The sequence below is a fragment of the Vandammella animalimorsus genome, assembly GCF_002288875.1.
In the GTDB taxonomy this organism is placed as follows: domain Bacteria; phylum Pseudomonadota; class Gammaproteobacteria; order Burkholderiales; family Burkholderiaceae_C; genus Lampropedia; species Lampropedia animalimorsus.
In genome coordinates this window covers 658549-674988 of record NZ_NTBH01000001.1, presented here as the reverse complement: position 1 = coordinate 674988, position 16440 = coordinate 658549, and the positions used below count along the sequence as shown (strand labels likewise).

Sequence of the window (16440 nt, the reverse complement as noted above, 5' to 3'; positions counted from 1 at the left end):
AAAAAAGGCGCGCGAATATAATATAGGGCTGTGAATCTGTGGACGGCCCATGCCTTTGCATGTGTTTCAAAGGGCAGCGCATTGCTGGGGGCCGTAGGCAGATTCTCGCTTTTTTTGCGCGCCCAACAGGCCCAATCAGCAAGCGCGACAGCAGCACCTCCGGAGCAGGCAAGCGTGTCCAGGACAAACACCGCCTCAATGACCGCAAGGACTGTACGCCAAATGTTCGCCCCCCAGCTTGCCCTCTCTTGCCTGTTGGCCGATCGGCCGCCGCCTTGCCCGAGGCCTTTGCCGCAGCCCCCCTGTTGGTTGCAGGTCTGGCCCAGCAGCTGCTGGCCGCAGCATGGCGCTGCAGCGCTCGAGACTGCGAAGCAGGCATGGCGCCAGCCCGCCTGGCGTGGCCTGCCCATTGCGTGTCTTGCCCATTGATCGTGTCCAAATCGAATGAGAGTGCACCATGGCTACCAGTAAGAAATCCAGCAATCAGCCCAAGGCTGCAGCGCCCAGCGCCCAGCGTGTCAGCAAGGCGGCAGCCAAGAGCGAGCAGAGCGCGGCGCCTGCCGGCCAGACCAAGCCTGTGCGCTCGCGCGCGAGCCAGACGCCCCAATCCACCCCAACCACCTCGTCCAGCAAGACAGTGACTACAGAGAAAAAGACCACCGCCGCCAGCAAGGCTGGTGCCGCCACGAAAACGGCCGCCAAGGCCGAGAAGAAGACCGCCAAAGCCAGCAAGAGCAAGGCCCAGGAGCCACTGCAGGAAGTCGAGCTCGAGACCGAAGCCGGCAAGAAGCCACGCGCGGCCGCCAAGAAGACCAGCAAAGAGAGCAGCAAAGCCGCCGCTGCGACCGACAAGCCTGCCAAGACGGCAGCCAAGGCCAGCAAGTCTTCTGCCAAAGGCGGCAAGGCCGCTGCCAAGAAGGGCAAGGGCAAGGAAAAGGCCTCTGCATTCGATGACGAGGACAATTTCGACCTCGACGACGATCTGCAATTCGAAGACGAAGGTGAAGAGGACAGCGCCGCTGGCGCTGCCGAAGCCAGCGGCGACGAGGCGGAGAAGGCCAAGCCGCTGCGCATGAAGATCAGCAAGGCCAAGGAGCGCGCCTTGATGAAGGAGTTTGGCCTGGATGAGGGCGAAATCTCCGAAGAGGAGGACCGCGAGCGCCGCGAGCGTCTGAAGATGCTGATCAAAATGGGGCGTACGCGCGGCTATCTCACGCACGGCGAGATCAACGACCACCTGCCCGACAAGCTGATTGAGACCGAGACCCTGGAAGTCGTGGTGGCTCTGCTGCGCGACATGGGTGTGGACGTTTACGAGCAAACCCCCGATGCCGAAACGCTGTTGCTGTCCAACAGCGGCCAGAACGTGACCACCGAGGAAGAGGCCGAGGAAGAGGCTGAAGCCGCGCTGTCCAACGTGGACAGCGAGTTCGGCCGCACCACTGACCCGGTGCGCATGTACATGCGCGAGATGGGCACGGTGGAGCTGCTCACGCGCGAGGGCGAGATCGAGATCGCCAAGCGCATCGAGGGCGGCATGCAGGACATGATGGAAGCCATCAGCACCTCGCCGGCCATCATTGCTGCTGTGCTCAACATGGGCGAGGAAATCCGCGAGGGCAAGGTGCTGATCACCACCATCGTGGACGGCTTTGCCGACCCCGATGAGGCCGATGACTTCGTGGCCGAGGAGGACTTCGACGAGTTCGACGAGGACGATGACGACGATGGCAAGGGCGGCTCCAAGGCCATGACCAAGCGCCTGGAGGAGCTCAAGAACAAGGCCATGGCGCACTTCGACCACCTGCGCGAGCTGTTCGAGGGCCTGCACAAGGCCTACGACCGCCATGGTTGGGGCTCCAAGCAGTACAACGAGCAACAGACCACGCTCACACGTGAGCTGATGACCATCCGCTTCACGGCCAAGACCATCGACACGCTGTGCGACATGGTGCGCGAGCAGGTCAAGTCCATCCGCGAGGCAGAGCGCAAGATCAAGGCCATCGTCGTGGACAAGTGCGGCATGCCGCAAGAGCGCTTCATCGCCGAGTTCCCGCCCAACCTGCTGAACCTGCAATGGGTTGAGCGCGAGGCTGCGGGCAAGCACCCCTGGAGCGGCATCCTCGGGCGCAACGTGCCGGCGGTGCAGGAGCTGCAGCAAGGCCTGTTGGATCTGCAAAACCAGGTTGTCGTGCCGCTGGAGGAGCTCAAGAACATCAACAAGCGCATGCTGGCGGGCGAAAAGGCCTCGCGCGATGCCAAGAAGGAGATGACCGAGGCCAACCTGCGCCTGGTGATCTCGATTGCCAAGAAGTACACCAACCGTGGCCTGCAGTTCCTCGACCTGATCCAGGAAGGCAACATCGGCCTGATGAAGGCCGTGGACAAGTTCGAATTCCGCCGCGGCTTCAAGTTCTCGACCTATGCCACTTGGTGGATCCGCCAGGCCATCACGCGCTCGATCGCCGACCAGGCGCGCACCATCCGCATCCCGGTGCACATGATCGAGACCATCAACAAGATGAACCGCATCTCGCGCCAGCATTTGCAGGAGTTTGGCTACGAGCCCGATGCCTCCATCCTGGCCGAGAAGATGGAAATCCCCGAGGACAAGATCCGCAAGATCATGAAGATCGCCAAGGAGCCGATCTCGATGGAAACCCCCATCGGCGACGACGACGACAGCCACCTGGGCGACTTCATTGAGGACACCAGCAACGTCGCGCCCATGGACGCGGCCATGCAAGCCGGCCTGCGCGATGTGGTCAAAGACATTCTCGACAGCCTCACTCCGCGCGAGGCCAAGGTACTGCGCATGCGTTTTGGCATCGAGATGAGCACCGACCACACGCTGGAGGAAGTGGGCAAGCAGTTCGACGTCACGCGCGAGCGCATCCGCCAGATCGAGGCCAAGGCGCTGCGCAAGCTCAAACACCCCAGCCGCTCGGACAAGCTGCGCAGCTTCATCGACAACCTGTGACCTGCGCCGCCCTGGCCCGCACCCAACCCGCCCAGTCCTGGGCGGGTTTTTTTGTTTCTGGGCCCCTCATGTAACCAAAGTGACGCCAAACGCCTGGAGAGGCGCGAACCCTGGGGCTGCCACCATTGAGCGCAGTGGCATTTGCCTTTAGAACCTGCACAGAACGTTTGCCCGGCAGGGCGCCTGCTGCGCCCCATGCCATTTCTGCCATTCCCATTGAAGGAGCGCGTTGACCATGACCTTGCACCATGCCCACTGGCCCAAGAACATGCCACACCAGATTCCGCAGTCCGCCACTTCGGTCTGGCACAACCTGGCCGTGAGCGCGCAGCGCTTTCCACACAAGCCTGCGCTGGTCTTTTTCGGCACCCAGACCAGCTATGCCCAGCTGGCCGAGCAGGTCGAGCGCCTGGCGGCCTTCCTGCACAGTCTGGGGGTGCAGCAAGGTGATCGTGTCATCGTGCTGATGCAGAACTGCCCGCAGTTGGTGGCTGCGCACTATGCGGTGCTGCGCGCCAATGCGGTGGTGGTGCCGGTCAACCCAATGAACTTGGCCCAGGAGCTGCAGCATTACATTGCCGACTCGGGTGCGCGCGTGGCGTTGGTCACCGGTGACCTGGCGCCGCAGCTGGCCCAGGCCAGTGATGCGCTGGAGGAGCAGCAGCGCCTGCAGCACTTGATCGTGACGCAGTTCACCGACGCTTTCGAGGCCAATGTGCAGGGCGACGATGCGCCGCCGCCGGCTTGGCGCGATTGGCTGTGCACGCACTACCCGGCGCCGTCCGCGCAAGGCGTGCAGGTGCACCGCTACCTCGACGCACTGGCCTGCGAGGCCGCGCCGCCTGCGCACCGCGCCACGGCCGAGGACCTGGCCGTGCTGCCCTACACCAGCGGCACCACGGGCCTGCCCAAGGGCTGCATGCACCTGCACCGCAGCATCAACTACAACATCATGGCCGCGGCCCTGTGGGGGCGGCAAAGCATGGCCTCGGTGACTTTGTCTGTGGTGCCGATGTTCCACATCACGGGCATGGTGGTCGTCATGCACGGCGGCATTTACCTGGGGGCTACGCAGATTCTGATGCCCCGCTGGGATCGGGAGCTGGCCGGGCGGCTGATCTCCAAGTGGCACGTCAACAGCTGGACCAACATCCCCACCATGGTGATCGACCTGATGGCCAGCCCCAACTTTGCCCAGTTCGACCTCAGCAGCCTGCAGCACATCGGCGGTGGCGGCGCGGCCATGCCGCAGGCCGTGGCCCAGCGGCTGTACGACCAGTTCGGGCTGCGCTACATCGAAGGCTATGGCCTGACTGAAACGGCTGCGCCCTCGCACAGCAACCCGATGGAAAACCCCAAGCTGCAGTGTCTGGGCATCCCCTTCATTGGCGTGCAGGCGCGTGTGGTGGATCCGGATACGCTGCAAACTCTGCCATCGGGCGAGCAGGGCGAAATTCTGGTCAGCGGGCCGCAGGTTTTTGAAGGCTATTGGCAGCAGCCCGAGGCCACGCAGCAGGCCTTCGTCACCCTTGACGGGCAGCGCTTTTTCCGCACCGGCGACCTGGGCCATGTGGATGAAGAAGGCTACTTTTACCTCACCGATCGTCTCAAGCGCATGATCAACGCCTCGGGCTTCAAGGTCTGGCCTGCAGAGGTCGAGTCGCTGATGTACCGCCACCCCGCCATCCAGGAGGCATGCATCATTGCCGCGCGCGATGACTACCGGGGCGAGACCGTCAAGGCCGTGGTTGTGCTGCGCCCCGATCACGCGCAGACCTCGGCCGAGGACATCCTGGCCTGGTGCCGTGACAACATGGCGGTTTACAAAGTGCCGCGTCTGATCGAGTTTGTGCCAGCCCTGCCCAAGAGCGGCAGCGGCAAGGTGATGTGGCGCGTGCTGCAGGAGCAGGAGCTGAGCCAGGCGAGCCAGGCGAGCCAACTGGCCTGATGCGCCGAGCCGGCCCGGGGCAAACGGGTGTTGCAAGGCCCTGGGCGCTGCTGGCATAGTGGCGGCGCCCGCATTTTCCGTAATGCCCATTTTGTTTGAGGAGAGCCCGTCATGCCCCTGCGCCACTACCCTGGCATTCCCGCTTCCCCCTCTCAGGCCCGGCGCCGCCCCCGCTGGGCGGCGCGGTGCGCATGGGCCGCTGGCGTGCTGCTGGCGTGTGTGCTCACGCACAATGCCCATGCCTGGGGCATTGGCAGCTACTACCAAGATCACTGGATCGCCCAGGACATGCTGCGGCGCACTTACGAAAACCACAACCGCACCTTCAGCCAGGGCAGCAGCCGCAAGGCGCGGCAGGGCAAGGCCCAGCAGCCGGCCAGCAACCCCAAGGCCTATCAATACACCTTCTCGCAGGCTGTCAGCGATCAGGTGGCCACTGAGTTCATCGAGCAATTGCTGGCAGATACCCGCAAACGCGGCGCGTTGGATGCGGCCACGGAGCAAAAAATCCGCACCATGGCCGGCTGGAACTTCGTGCCCGCCGTGCGTGAGCGGCTGCACAAAAAAGCCGGCTCGCCCAAGAAAGACAACGTGGCTCAGGCCATTGCCTTTTGGCTGCTGATCAACTACGGCACCATCCACAAGGCACAGAACACTGACATGGCCACAGGCCAGCTGGTGCAACAATTCGAGGTCGCGTTGAGCAAGGACCAAGGCATGCTCAGCATGAGCGATGCCGACAAGCAGCGCATGGCCGAAAGCCTGCTGTGGCAATCACTGGTGCAAATAGTCGCGCAAGAAGAAGCGGGCAATGACCCCGCCCGCCTGCAGGCCGCCGCCGATCAGGCCCGCGCGAATCTGCGCAGCGTGGGCATCGATGCCGACACCTTGCACATGACCAAGCAGGGCTTGGCCCTAAGCCATTGAGCAAGCCCTGATTGCCAGCTCGCGCTGCCTGCCGCACTGGCAAGCCGGTGCGTGCAGGCAGCGCTTACTTGCCCATCCGTCACACCTGCATGCGCCTGCGCCCATTCTCCCGCCGTATTCCAGCCGCCAGCCGTCGTCTGGCGCCGCGCAGGTTGCTGCCCTGGCCTTTGCGCCTGCTGATGCTGGTGGCCTTGCTGGTGCTGCTTTATGGCGGGATGCGTTGGGGCCAGGAGCTGCTGGCGCGCTGGCGCGAGCAGGCCGAGGCGCAGCAGCAATTGCAGCGCCTGCGCCAAGACATGCAGGCGCTGCAGCAGCAATTGCAACGCCAGGCCCAGACCACCCAGGTCGTCATTGGCCCGGCGGCTGCACAGCGCCAGGGCGATGGCGCAGCACCGCCGTCAATCGAAGAAGGCTCGGGCAAACAGCCGCTGCCCGATGCGCTTCGTCTGGCGCACGCGGCCACCGTCGCTCAGTTGCAGCAGCACATCGAGCAGTTGCAGGCAGAAAACCAGCGCCTGCGAGATGACCTGGGTTTTTACGAAAACCTTCTGCCGGCTGGCGAGGGCGGGGCCTTGAGCATCCGCAGCCTGGACGCGCAACGCAGCGACGATGACCAGCAGCTGCACTGGCAGATCCTGCTGATGCAGCCACGCCGTGATGCGGTGCCGTTCAATGGCCAATTGCACTGGCAGATCGACGCGCAGCAAGGCGGTAAGCCCTGGAGGCTGCCGCCCGCGCAGCGCCAGCAGGCGCTGCAGTTCGATCGCTATCAACGCCTGGAGGGGTATTGGCAAGTGCCCGCCGCCGTACAGGTGCGCAGCATCACCGCCATCGTGCGTGAGGGCGGGCAAGAGCGCGCGCGGCAAACAGTTCGACTGGGCCCGGCCCAGGCCGCGAAAGTGCAGGCTTCACCCGCACCTTGAGCCTGCTAGAGGCCATGCTCGCGTTCCGTAGTACCCTTGCGGCTTTCAGTGCCTGTGCCGCCGCCATCGTGCGCGGGCGTAGCGCTCTCCCGCAGCGCATCTTCTTTTGCCAGAAAGCCAACGATGTTTTCCAAAAGCAAGCAACCCCCCATCCGAAGCCTGATTGCCGAAGGTTGCCACGTGCATGGCGACATCTCCTTTGCCGATGGCATCCGCATCGATGGCACGGTCGAGGGCACGCTCTCGGGCGATGAGGCCAAATCCAAGAAAGGCACGCTGGTGTTTGTCTCCGAGCACGGGCGAGTCAGCGGCGGCATTCATGCCGACACCATCATCGTCAATGGCGTAGTCGAAGGCCCCTTACATGCGGCGCTGATGCTGGACTTGCAGCCCAAGGCGCGCGTCAATGGCGACGTCAGCTACCGGCAGCTTGAAATGCATCAAGGCGCCCTGATCTCTGGGCGCATGCAGCCCATTGTGTCGCCAGCAGCTTCCGTGCCTGAGGATCGTGGGCCCGCAGCAGCACAGGCGGCCGCTTCTGGCGTACCCGGAGCCGCCATGCCAGCAGCCGCGAGCGCACCCGCCCAGACCCGCATCCCGCCATTGCAGCGCGGCCAGGGCGCACAGCCCTCAGCAGCGCCGGACAATCCGCTGCAAGCGCTGGATGCGCTCGATGCTGCGCGCCGCAATGCCGCTGCAGCAAAGACCAACCCAGCAGCGCAGCCATCCAAATTGGCCTAGCATCGCTGGCTGCGCAGCCAACTATTTTGCATTTGCCATCGACCGGAGAAATACGATGAATACCGCCGTTGAAAACACCACCAGCCCTGAGGCCTCGTCCATGCCTGCCCCGATTCACTTCACGGACGCCGCTGCCGCCAAAGTGGCCGATTTGATCGCCGAAGAGGGCAACCCGGATCTGAAGCTGCGTGTTTTCGTCCAGGGCGGCGGTTGCTCGGGCTTTCAGTACGGCTTTACCTTCGACGAGATCACCAACGAGGACGACACGACCATGACCAAGAATGGCGTCTCGCTGCTGATCGACGCCATGAGCTACCAGTACCTGCTGGGCGCAGAGATCGACTACAAGGAAGACCTGCAAGGGGCGCAGTTCGTTATCAAGAACCCCAATGCCACTACCACTTGTGGCTGCGGCTCCAGCTTCTCGGTGTAAGCCTCTCGGGGGTGTTGTTGAGATTGGATTTGCGAAGCAGCTTTTCGAGGCAAAAGCCGCAAATGCAAGGCGAGACAGCGCGCAAGACCTGTACACCTTGCAAGCATTTTCAATGCAGCAGTTGTGGAGTTTTGATCGAAAACACCGCTGCAACATCCAAGCTCGACAAGCCCTAGAGCGTGTTATGCACTTTTCGCCCCCGAGCCCAATGTGAGGGCAGGCCCGAAGGCCGTCACTGAAGGGCGAAGGGCAGCACAAAGTTCCAAAGCAAAGCCCCGTCAGACTGGCGTCTGCGGGGCTTTTTGCATGGCTGTGCGCGGCGCTCGGTTGGAGCGGGCGCGCGGGGCGCGGAATCAGCCGCGCTTGAGCAATACCTTCAGAGCAGCCTGCAACCGCTTGCTGCTTTGTGCATCGGCGGCGCCGGCCAGGACGTTGCGCGCATCCTCGGCCCAGGTCTGCTCAGGGCCAGCGGCATGGCGCTGGGTGAGCAACTGCAGCTGCAGTGCGCGGCGTTCGCCCAGGTGTTCGGCCGGTGTGGGCACGTCGGCGGCCACTTCCAGACGCAACAGAGCCTGGGCCCGGGCCTCGGAGCCGGCGCTGACGGGCTGGCCGATTTGCTGTTTCCATTCGTTGTATTGGCTGGCCGACAGCTGCTTGCCCAATTGGGCGTGCGCCGGCACGGCTTGGGCATCGCGCTGGCTCCAGGCTTGTAGCAGCTGAGTCAGGGTCTCGCCATGGGCCTGTGCAGCCAGCTTGCGCAGCGCGGCCTGGGCATTGTCCAGCGCCTGACGTTGGGCGCGGAAGGCGGCATCGCCCAGGCGCGGCGCGGTAGTGGGCCGCTCGCGGCGCTCATGGCGTTCGTTGCGCTCATGGCGCTCGCGGCGGGCATCAGGGCGTGCGCCAGGCCTTGCGCTGCGCGCGGCGGCCTGTGCGGCGCTGGCCGGCTGTGCACCTGGGCGGTCGTCGCCGCGCACGGCAATGACGGGCTTGGTTGGCGCGGCGGCAGGGGCGCTGGTTGCGGCGGGGGCCTGAGCGTCGGCTTCATCGCTGGCCGATTTTGGCGCGCCGCTTTCGGCTGGCGCGGTGGGTTCTGCCCCGTCAGCGGCGCCTGCATCGGGTGCGGCGGCTGGGGCCGGTTGGGCCTCGGCGTTGGCGGCAGCCCCATTGCCGGTCTCGGCGGCCGGTGGCGTGCTGCCAGCCGCGGCCGGGGCGCTGTCTGCCGGGGCGCTGCGCACGGCGGATTGCAGGGCTTGCATGGCATCGCGGATGCTTTGGGCATCGCCGCCGGCCACGGCCTGCTCCAGGGCCTGGGCGGCTTGCAGCACAGCCTGATCGTGGGCTGAGGCGGCTGCCTGGGCCTGATGGCGCTGCTCGCTCTTGCGGTTGAAGGCGGCGTCCAGCGGTTGGCGGAAGGCGTCCCAGAGTTTGTGTTCGAGCTTGCGCTCCAGCGGCACGCGCTGGGCTTCTGCCTGCCAGCGTTGCTGCAGCTCTTTGATGGCGCGAATGTCCAATGGCTGGCGTTCGGCCAGGGCCTGAGCCTGCTCGATCAGGTTGCGGCGCAGCGCAGTGCTGTGCTTGCGGGCCTGCTCCAGCGGGGCGCTGGCGGCGTCGTAGGCTTCTTTCCACTGGGTTTGCAGCTGGGTGAAGACTTTGTCGCTGACATGGCCTGCGTTGCGCCAGCGCTCGGCCAATTGCCGCAGCTGGCGGTGCAGGGTTTTGAGATCGCCGTCGGCCTGTTCTGGGCTGCTGGCCAGGGCGCGCAGCTCGTCGATGAGGGCCTGACGCTGGGCTTTATGGGCTTGGCTTTCGGCCTTGACCTTGCTGAGCCATTCATCCACGACGGCGCGGGCCTTGCCCATGGCCTCGTCAAAGCGCTTCCACAGGTGGCCGTTGGGAGGGCTGGATCGATCAACCTGGCGCCATTGCTCGTGCAGCTCGCGCACTTGGGTCTGCAGGGCCTTGCCGCTGGCTTGAGGTTTGCCGTCGGCATTCATGAGTTGCTCGGCGCGGGCAATCAGCTCTTCACGCACTTGGTTGGCGCCCCAGCGCTGCCAGCCTTGCAGGTCGCCCGCGTCAATCAGGGCGCGATTGATGCGGCGCTCCAGCTCGGCATCCACGCTGCCGTGCAGCTCCTTGAGGCTGTCGCGCAATGCGGCAGCGGCCTGGCTGCTTTGCTTGGCCTGGCCTTGCCGAACGGTTTGTTCCAGGGCCTTGAGGGCAGCGTTGATTTTGGCCTGCTGCTCGGGCGAGAGTGGCGCGGCGGCTTGGCCGGCACTGGTTGCGGCCGGGCCGCCGTGCAGGGCGCGCAACTCATCGGCCCAGACTTGCACCTGTGGCAGTGGCGCCTGAGGGTCTTCGGCGGCTTGGCGGGCTTGCGCCAGCGCGGCGCTGAAGGCATCGAACACTTGCTGCAGTTGCACGCGCGAGCTGTCGATGGCGTTGCTGTGGCGTGGCTCGACACTGCCCCACAGCTCAGCCTGGCTGAGTTCTTGCGCGGTGGTATGCCATTTCTGCACGTCTTGGGCCAGCGTGGCCTCAGCCTCGCTGGCGTGCTGCCAGGGCTTGGTCGAGAGCACGTCGATGCGCTGCGCCAGCAGCACGGCGGCTTCTTTCTGCACCATGGCCTTGTGTTGCAGGTCTTCCAGGGCCTTGACGCGCTCGGCGATGCGGCTGCGCAGCTCGGCCAGGGGTTCCTTGGACAGCGGTGCGCCGGCCTTGGCGGCATCGCGCAGCCAGGCCATGCCGTCGGCAATGCGGAAGGTGCCAGCGCCGAGGATTTTTTCAGCTTTGGCGGCCCAGTCCTGGCTGGCTTCTTCCTGGTGTTGGGATTGGCGGATGTCGTTCATACGTTGGCGAATGGGTTTGGCAGCGCCCTGGTCGCGGGCGCTGAGGGCTTTATAGACTTGTTGCAGCAGCGTGGCGTCTGGCTGGCTTTGCAGCCACTGGGCCACGCGCTCTTGACGCTGGGCGGAATTTTCAGCGGAAAAAATGCCGCCAGTTGCGGCGTCGAGCGGGTGGGGCTGTGCAGCCGGGGCGGCGGCAGGGGGCTTGGCCTGCGCAGGCGGCACTGCGGGCGCCGGAGCGTTTTTGTTGCGCGAGAAGAACGGGAACAGGGCCATGGCCTTTTCATCCAATCAAGCAAACAAAGGGCTGTCAAAGAGGGCTTGCCGCCGGTAGCGGCGGGGCCCGCATGGCGAAGCCGGCAGTGGGCCAGGGCTTAGCCAGCGCGCCCTGCCGCGGCACATACGGATGCAGGGGCGTTCATGCCGCTGGAGCCTCGCCCGGGCTGGCTGCAGCAGCGCTTTCATCGATAGCGTCTGGCGCAGCTTGCTCACTGACTTCAGGCACGGCAGGCAGGCCCAGCACTTGGCGCAGCGCGCGCGAGCGCGTGGCCACTTCCAGCTTGGCTTGCGCGCCTGCAAAGCGGCTGTATTTGCCCAGGATAGGCACCAGCTGCCCGTAAACGCGCGGCGCTGCGGCCATGCATTCGCGCTGTTCAAGGAAGTCGGCCTCACCTGTGAAATTGCCCACTAAGCCACCGGCCTCGGTCACCAACAGACTGCCGGCGGCCACGTCCCAGATGTTCAGGCCAGTTTCGAAGAAGCCGTCGCTGAAGCCTGCGGCCACATAGGCCAAGTCCAGCGCTGCAGCGCCGGGGCGGCGCAGGCCGGCGGTTTTTTGCGTCAGCTCGGTGAAGATTTGCAGGTACTGGGCCCAATCATCGCCCTTGCGGAACGGAAAGCCGGTGCAGATCAGGCAGTCGTGCAGCTGGGTGCGCTTGCTCACGCGGATGCGGCGGTCGTTGAGGAAAGCGCCGCGCCCCAGTGTGGCGGTGAACAAGTCGTTGCGGCTGGGGTCGTAGACCACGGCCTGCTCGATGCGGCCCTTGACGGCCAGCGCGATGCTGACGCAGTAGACCGGGAAGCCGTGGATGAAATTGGTCGTGCCGTCCAGCGGGTCGATGATCCAGACGTGCTCGGCATTGGGGTTGCCGTGCCGCTGGCCGCTTTCTTCGGCCAGGATGCCGTGTTTGGGGTAAGCGCCCAGCAGGGTTTGCACGATGGCCTCTTCGGCGGCGGTATCGACTTCGGTGACGAAGTCATTGATCTGCTTTTGGGAAACGCGCACGGCCTCCACATCCAGCGCGGCGCGGTTGATGACGCTGCCGGCCGCGCGCGCCGCCTTGATGGCAACGTTGAGCATGGGGTGGAGGCTGGTGGAACTGGTGCTCATGAGGGCGATGGTGGGGCAAAAACATGCTTGCAGCCCTGCGGCCAGGGCGCTTGCCCGACTGCGTGCTGCGGCAATGGTGGTCGATGGTGTTGGGGCCGTGACAGCGAGCGCTGCAGCGCAACAAAATGCAGGCACACTCAACATCCATTGAGCGCGCCTGCCAGAGCGGGATTTTACCCGCGCCCCGGGCGCTCCACCTTCATCACTTACTCCTGTCCTTCCCCAGCCATGTTGCACACCCGCTTTGTTCTCATTCAGACCAGCCATGCAGGCAATGTGGGGGCGGTGGCGCGTGCCATGCGTACCATGGGCTTCGATGACTTGGTGCTGGTCGCGCCCCGCTGGCCCGATGTGCTGCAGCGCCAGGAGGCCATTGAGCGCGCCAGTGGCGCCACCGACGTATTGGCCAAGGCGCGCACCGTGGCCACGCTGGATGAGGCCTTGCAGGGTATGCACCATGTGTGCGCCACGGCCATGGTGGCCCGTGATTTCGGCCCGCCTACCCGTAGCCCGCGCCAGCACATGGCTTGGCTGCAACAGCGGCTGGGCCAGGGCCAGCACGCCTCGGCGCCGTATGGCGTGGCCTTTGTCTTTGGCAGTGAGCGCTACGGCATGCGCAACCAGGATGTGTACCGTTGCCATGTGGCTTTGCAAATCCCCACGGCGGCGGATTTTGGCTCTCTGAACCTGGCTGCGGCCGTGCAGGTCATCGCCTATGAGTGGCGGCTGCTGCTCGACAGCCTGGGGCGTGGCGAGGAGCTGGGGGGCGCGCCTGCTGGCGACGACGCTGCCCAGGCCGCGCAGGCAGGCATGCGCCGCGCCGATGCCCAGGTCGTGCAGGCCATGCTTGAGCATTGGCAGCATGGCCTGCAGGCGATTGGTTATTTGGATCCGGCCGCGCCGAAAAAATTGATGCCGCGATTGCAGCAATTGTTCAACCGGGCCGATTTGCGCGAGCAGGAGATCCACATCCTGCGCGGTATTGCCAAGGCCATGTTGGAAGCGGCCGATCAGCCTCGGCGGCGCGAATGAATAAGCGAAAGGGGGGTTACGGCGCGCGCACTTGCTCCTGCAGCCAGGCGGCAAAGGGGGCGGCGGTGTGGCTGGGGCTGAGCGTGTACAGCGCCGGCAGCTCATAGGGGTGCTGCTCTTGCAGCCAGTCGCACAGGGCGGCGTGGCCTGCCGGCGTGGTCTTGAACCACAGCCGCCACTCGGGCTGTTGTTCGACCTGGCCCTGCCATTGGTAGACGCTGTCGATGGCGTCGATGTGCACGCAGGCTGCCAGGCCCTGGGTCACGGCCTGCTGGGCCAGACGACGGGCGTCGGCCTGTTGGGCCACGGTGGTGACGACGATCAGTAGTTCCATTGCCGGGAGCGTGTCCGAGGAGGGCGCCAGCTTCAAGGCGTGGCGCTGGCAAGGTCAGATGCGACAAACCCGCGCCTGGCGAAAACCCTCGGCAAGAGGGGCCAGCAGCGCGGGCTGCGGTGAAAGCTGCAATGGGGCACCAGGGCTCTGCCAAGCAGCGCCATCGTGCGCACCCCAGGGGCCACAATGGCCCTGTGGCAGCGATTATTTCTCGACGTTCTTGCCGATCAGGCCGGCCAGCTCGAACATAGTGATCTGGTCCTTGCCAAACAGCGGGCGCAGCTTGGCGTCGGCATTGATGTTGCGTTTGTTTGTGGCGTCTTGCAGGTTGTTGGCCTTGATGTAGTCCCACAGCTTCTTGACGATTTCGGTGCGCGGCAGCGGGGTGTTGCCAATCACAGCGGCGAGTTGGGCATTGGGCTGGAGCGGCTTCATGAAAGCGGCATTGGGAGTGCGTTTCTTGGCTGTGGCCATGGGGAAAGTCCTCTGAATCAGGTTGATGGTGAAAGTGAATCGGCAAATCGTCGCAACAGGCCCTGGCCTGCTGCTTTAGGTCTGCGACGGGGTATTGGGCCCAGACAGGTGTGCGGTATGCAGTGCTTGGCCCGGCAGGCCTGAATGCCGGCGCACGCGCCAGGGGCAGCATGCAGCAAGAGCGGGCAGTATGGCGCATTTGCTGCTGGCCGCAGGCGATTTTGTGTGCCTTTCATCGTAAACATGTGTTGCAGCTGGGCGGTTTGGCGGATCCCTGCAACAGTTGGGCGGGCGCATACAATGCATGACTTTTTTGAATATCGTTCTCATTACCTTTGCGCCAGCCATGGCAGGCGCAAAGGTAATGAGAACAGTGATTGCTGTTTGGAAGGGCGGGACTGGCCATGTGGAAATCTGCGCAAAAGCGCCTTGGCGGGGCCTTGGTATCTGGGGCGTTGGCGCTGTTGATGAGCCAGGCGCTGGCTGCTGGGCCAGCGGCAGTTGAGGGCGGTGCAGCGGCGAGCATGGAGTTCGCCCATGCCCAGGGCAGTGTGCGTTTGAACAAGCCGCCGGCTAGGGTGGTGGTATTCGATCTGGCCACGCTGGACATGCTCCAGGCCCTGGGCGTCGAGGCGGCGGTGGTGGGCGTGCCGGCATTCAAGATGCCGCAGTTTTTGAGCGCCTTCGAAGGCGATGCGCACACCAAGGTCGGTAGTCTGTTTGAGCCCAATTACGAAGCCATTCGCGCGCTGCAGCCCGATGCGATCTTCGTGGGCCGCCGGGCGCAGGCGCGCTATGCGCAGCTGTCGCTGCTGGCCCCGACGCTGGACATGGCCATTGACGAGGCCGATGCGGTGCAAAGCATCTTCAGCAACTTGCGCAAGTTGGGGCAATTGTTCGGACGCGAGCAGCGCGCCGAGGAGCTGATCGCCCAGGCCGAGCAGGAAATTGCCGCGCTGCGCGCGCTGGCGCCCTCGGCGGGCAAGGCCATGCTGCTGCTGGTCAGCGGCGGGCGCATCAACAGTTACGGGCCCGATTCGCGCATGGGTATGTTGTTCACGGCATTTGGAGTGCAGCCGGCCCAGGCCCGTGGCGGGCAGGAGCGCCACGGCCAGTCGATTTCCTTTGAGTACATCCTGCAGGCCAACCCGGATTGGCTGCTGGTGCTCGACCGCGACGCTGCCATCGGCCGCGAAGGCGCGGCGGCTCAGCGCCTGCTGGACAACGCCCTGATCAAAGCCACCAATGCGGGCAAGAGGGGCCAGATCGCCTATCTGGACGCCATGAACTGGTACGTGCTCGATGGCGCGGGCATCACTGCGCTGCGCCAGAACGTGCGCCAGCTGCAGCAGGTGCTGGGCGCGGCAAAGAATCAGGCTGCGCAGTGAGGCCGCAGCTGCAAGAGCAGGCCGCCGCAGGCCATCGCCATGCGGACATGCGCGCCGCTGCCGCCTATGCGCTGGGCTTGCTGTTGCTGGCGGCATTGGCCTTGTGCAGCACGCTGGTGGGCGCCATCACCATTGGCTGGCGGGATTTGCTGGCCCCTACGCCGGGCGATACGGTCTCGCAGGTGTTGTTCATCAGCCGCATTCCGCGCACCTTGGCGCTGATGCTGGCGGGCTCCAGCATGGCCGTGGCCGGCATGATCATGCAGATGGTGGCGCGCAACCGCTTCGTGGAGCCGGCCACCGTGGGCACCGTGGGGGCGGCCAGCTTGGGCATGCTGGTGGTGGCGCTGTGCTGGCCGGGCATGGCTCTGCTGGGCAAGATGCTGGTGGCGGCGCTGTTTGCGCTGGCGGCCACGGGGCTGTTCTTGCTGCTGCTGCAGCGCCTGCCGCTGCGCAGTACCTTGCTGGTGCCGCTGGTGGGGCTGGTGTTTGCCGGTGTGATCGAGGCCGTGACCTCGTTTCTGGCCTACCGCTTTGACATGCTGCAGGCCATCCGCGCCTGGACGGTGGGCGATTTTTCGGCCGTGCTGCAGGGGCGCTATGAGCTGCTGTGGCTGGCCCTGTTTCTGACGCTGGGGGCCTTTGCTGCTGCAGACCGCTTCACTGTCATCGGCATGGGCGAGCCCGTGGCCGTCAGCCTGGGCGTGCCCTATGGGCGCTGGATGTTCATCGGCCTGACGATCGTGGCCATGGTCACGGCCGCGGTGGTCGTGACGGTGGGGGTCATCCCCTTCCTGGGCCTGCTGGTGCCCAATCTGGTCAGCTTGTGGCTGGGCGATCGCATGCGGCGCTCGGTCTTCTGGGTGGCGCTGTGCGGCGCGGGCCTGATGTTGGTCTGCGACATTCTTGGGCGCTTGCTGATCCGGCCCTACGAAATCCCCATCGGCACCATCATGGGGGTGCTGGGCAGCGCCGTGTTTCTGCTGCTGCTGTGGCGCAAGCGGGCCGAACTGGGGTGAGTGGCGAG

At 64.8% G+C, this 16440-nt stretch carries 13 protein-coding genes; 9 read left to right on the top strand and 4 right to left on the bottom strand.

From position 1 onward, the window contains the following. Positions 1–457 precede the first annotated feature (457 nt). The 6 genes from rpoD (at position 458) to erpA (ending at position 7952) form a co-directional block, all read left to right on the top strand. Positions 458–2980 (top strand): RNA polymerase sigma factor RpoD, encoded by a 2523-nt coding sequence (gene rpoD, locus CLI93_RS02820; protein ID WP_095541184.1) that lies wholly within the window; start codon positions 458–460, stop codon positions 2978–2980. Positions 2981–3215: 235 nt separating this feature from the next. Then, entirely contained in the window at positions 3216–4928 is a 1713-nt protein-coding gene (locus CLI93_RS02815) for a long-chain fatty acid--CoA ligase (RefSeq protein ID WP_095541185.1), read from the top strand. 111 nt (positions 4929–5039) lie between these two features. Continuing rightward, the gene (locus CLI93_RS02810; RefSeq protein WP_095541186.1) at positions 5040–5855 is read left to right on the top strand and encodes a DUF6683 family protein; all 816 of its coding nucleotides are present in this window, start codon (positions 5040–5042) and stop codon (positions 5853–5855) included. A gap of 89 nt (positions 5856–5944) precedes the next feature. Beyond that, positions 5945–6778: a DUF6776 family protein gene (locus tag CLI93_RS02805; protein WP_095541187.1), complete on the top strand. Its 834-nt coding sequence runs from the start codon at positions 5945–5947 to the stop codon at positions 6776–6778. Positions 6779–6901: 123 nt separating this feature from the next. Beyond that, positions 6902–7519, top strand: coding sequence for a bactofilin family protein (locus CLI93_RS15595; protein ID WP_095541188.1), 618 nt, complete (start codon positions 6902–6904; stop codon positions 7517–7519). A gap of 55 nt (positions 7520–7574) precedes the next feature. After that, entirely contained in the window at positions 7575–7952 is a 378-nt protein-coding gene (erpA, locus tag CLI93_RS02795) for an iron-sulfur cluster insertion protein ErpA (protein WP_172424187.1), read from the top strand. Between the two features lie 353 nt (positions 7953–8305). On the opposite strand, the gene CLI93_RS02790 is transcribed toward erpA, so the two are convergent. Together CLI93_RS02790 and CLI93_RS02785 are read right to left on the bottom strand one after the other, a co-directional pair. After that, positions 8306–11071, bottom strand: a complete 2766-nt coding sequence (locus CLI93_RS02790; protein WP_095541393.1) for a DUF349 domain-containing protein — start codon at positions 11069–11071, stop codon at positions 8306–8308. A gap of 142 nt (positions 11072–11213) precedes the next feature. After that, entirely contained in the window at positions 11214–12185 is a 972-nt protein-coding gene (locus tag CLI93_RS02785; RefSeq protein WP_095541189.1) for an inositol monophosphatase family protein, read from the bottom strand. A 231-nt stretch (positions 12186–12416) separates the two neighbouring features. Here CLI93_RS02785 and CLI93_RS02780 point away from each other — a divergent pair, with 231 nt between their 5' ends. Further along, positions 12417–13217 (top strand): RNA methyltransferase, encoded by an 801-nt coding sequence (locus CLI93_RS02780; protein ID WP_095541394.1) that lies wholly within the window; start codon positions 12417–12419, stop codon positions 13215–13217. A 16-nt stretch (positions 13218–13233) separates the two neighbouring features. On the opposite strand, the gene cutA is transcribed toward CLI93_RS02780, so the two are convergent. Then, entirely contained in the window at positions 13234–13551 is a 318-nt protein-coding gene (gene cutA / locus CLI93_RS02775) for a divalent-cation tolerance protein CutA (protein WP_095541190.1), read from the bottom strand. Between the two features lie 204 nt (positions 13552–13755). Next, positions 13756–14025, bottom strand: coding sequence for an SWIB/MDM2 domain-containing protein (locus CLI93_RS02770; RefSeq protein ID WP_095541191.1), 270 nt, complete (start codon positions 14023–14025; stop codon positions 13756–13758). A 404-nt stretch (positions 14026–14429) separates the two neighbouring features. On the opposite strand from CLI93_RS02770, the gene CLI93_RS02765 reads away from it, so the two are divergent. Together CLI93_RS02765 and CLI93_RS02760 are read left to right on the top strand one after the other, a co-directional pair. Then, complete coding sequence (locus tag CLI93_RS02765) at positions 14430–15413, top strand: siderophore ABC transporter substrate-binding protein (RefSeq protein ID WP_095541192.1); 984 nt, start codon at positions 14430–14432, stop codon at positions 15411–15413. Between the two features lie 47 nt (positions 15414–15460). Next, a complete protein-coding gene (locus tag CLI93_RS02760; protein WP_095541395.1) occupies positions 15461–16432 on the top strand; it encodes an ABC transporter permease in 972 nt (323 codons plus the stop codon). Positions 16433–16440: the final 8 nt, after the last annotated feature.

Bases quoted from the DNA above. Each gene is read 5' to 3' on its own strand.
- CLI93_RS02790 (WP_095541393.1), bottom strand. From the start codon at position 11,071: ATGGCCCTGTTCCCGTTCTTCTCGCGCAACAAAAACGCTCCGGCGCCC.
- CLI93_RS02770 (WP_095541191.1), bottom strand. From the start codon at position 14,025: ATGGCCACAGCCAAGAAACGCACTCCCAATGCCGCTTTCATGAAGCCG.
- CLI93_RS02785 (WP_095541189.1), bottom strand. From the start codon at position 12,185: ATGAGCACCAGTTCCACCAGCCTCCACCCCATGCTCAACGTTGCCATC.
- CLI93_RS02815 (WP_095541185.1), top strand. From the start codon at position 3,216: ATGACCTTGCACCATGCCCACTGGCCCAAGAACATGCCACACCAGATT.
- CLI93_RS02805 (WP_095541187.1), top strand. From the start codon at position 5,945: ATGCGCCTGCGCCCATTCTCCCGCCGTATTCCAGCCGCCAGCCGTCGT.
- CLI93_RS02760 (WP_095541395.1), top strand. From the start codon at position 15,461: ATGCGCGCCGCTGCCGCCTATGCGCTGGGCTTGCTGTTGCTGGCGGCA.
- CLI93_RS02765 (WP_095541192.1), top strand. From the start codon at position 14,430: ATGTGGAAATCTGCGCAAAAGCGCCTTGGCGGGGCCTTGGTATCTGGG.
- erpA (WP_172424187.1), top strand. From the start codon at position 7,575: ATGAATACCGCCGTTGAAAACACCACCAGCCCTGAGGCCTCGTCCATG.
- rpoD (WP_095541184.1), top strand. From the start codon at position 458: ATGGCTACCAGTAAGAAATCCAGCAATCAGCCCAAGGCTGCAGCGCCC.
- CLI93_RS15595 (WP_095541188.1), top strand. From the start codon at position 6,902: ATGTTTTCCAAAAGCAAGCAACCCCCCATCCGAAGCCTGATTGCCGAA.
- CLI93_RS02810 (WP_095541186.1), top strand. From the start codon at position 5,040: ATGCCCCTGCGCCACTACCCTGGCATTCCCGCTTCCCCCTCTCAGGCC.
- cutA (WP_095541190.1), bottom strand. From the start codon at position 13,551: ATGGAACTACTGATCGTCGTCACCACCGTGGCCCAACAGGCCGACGCC.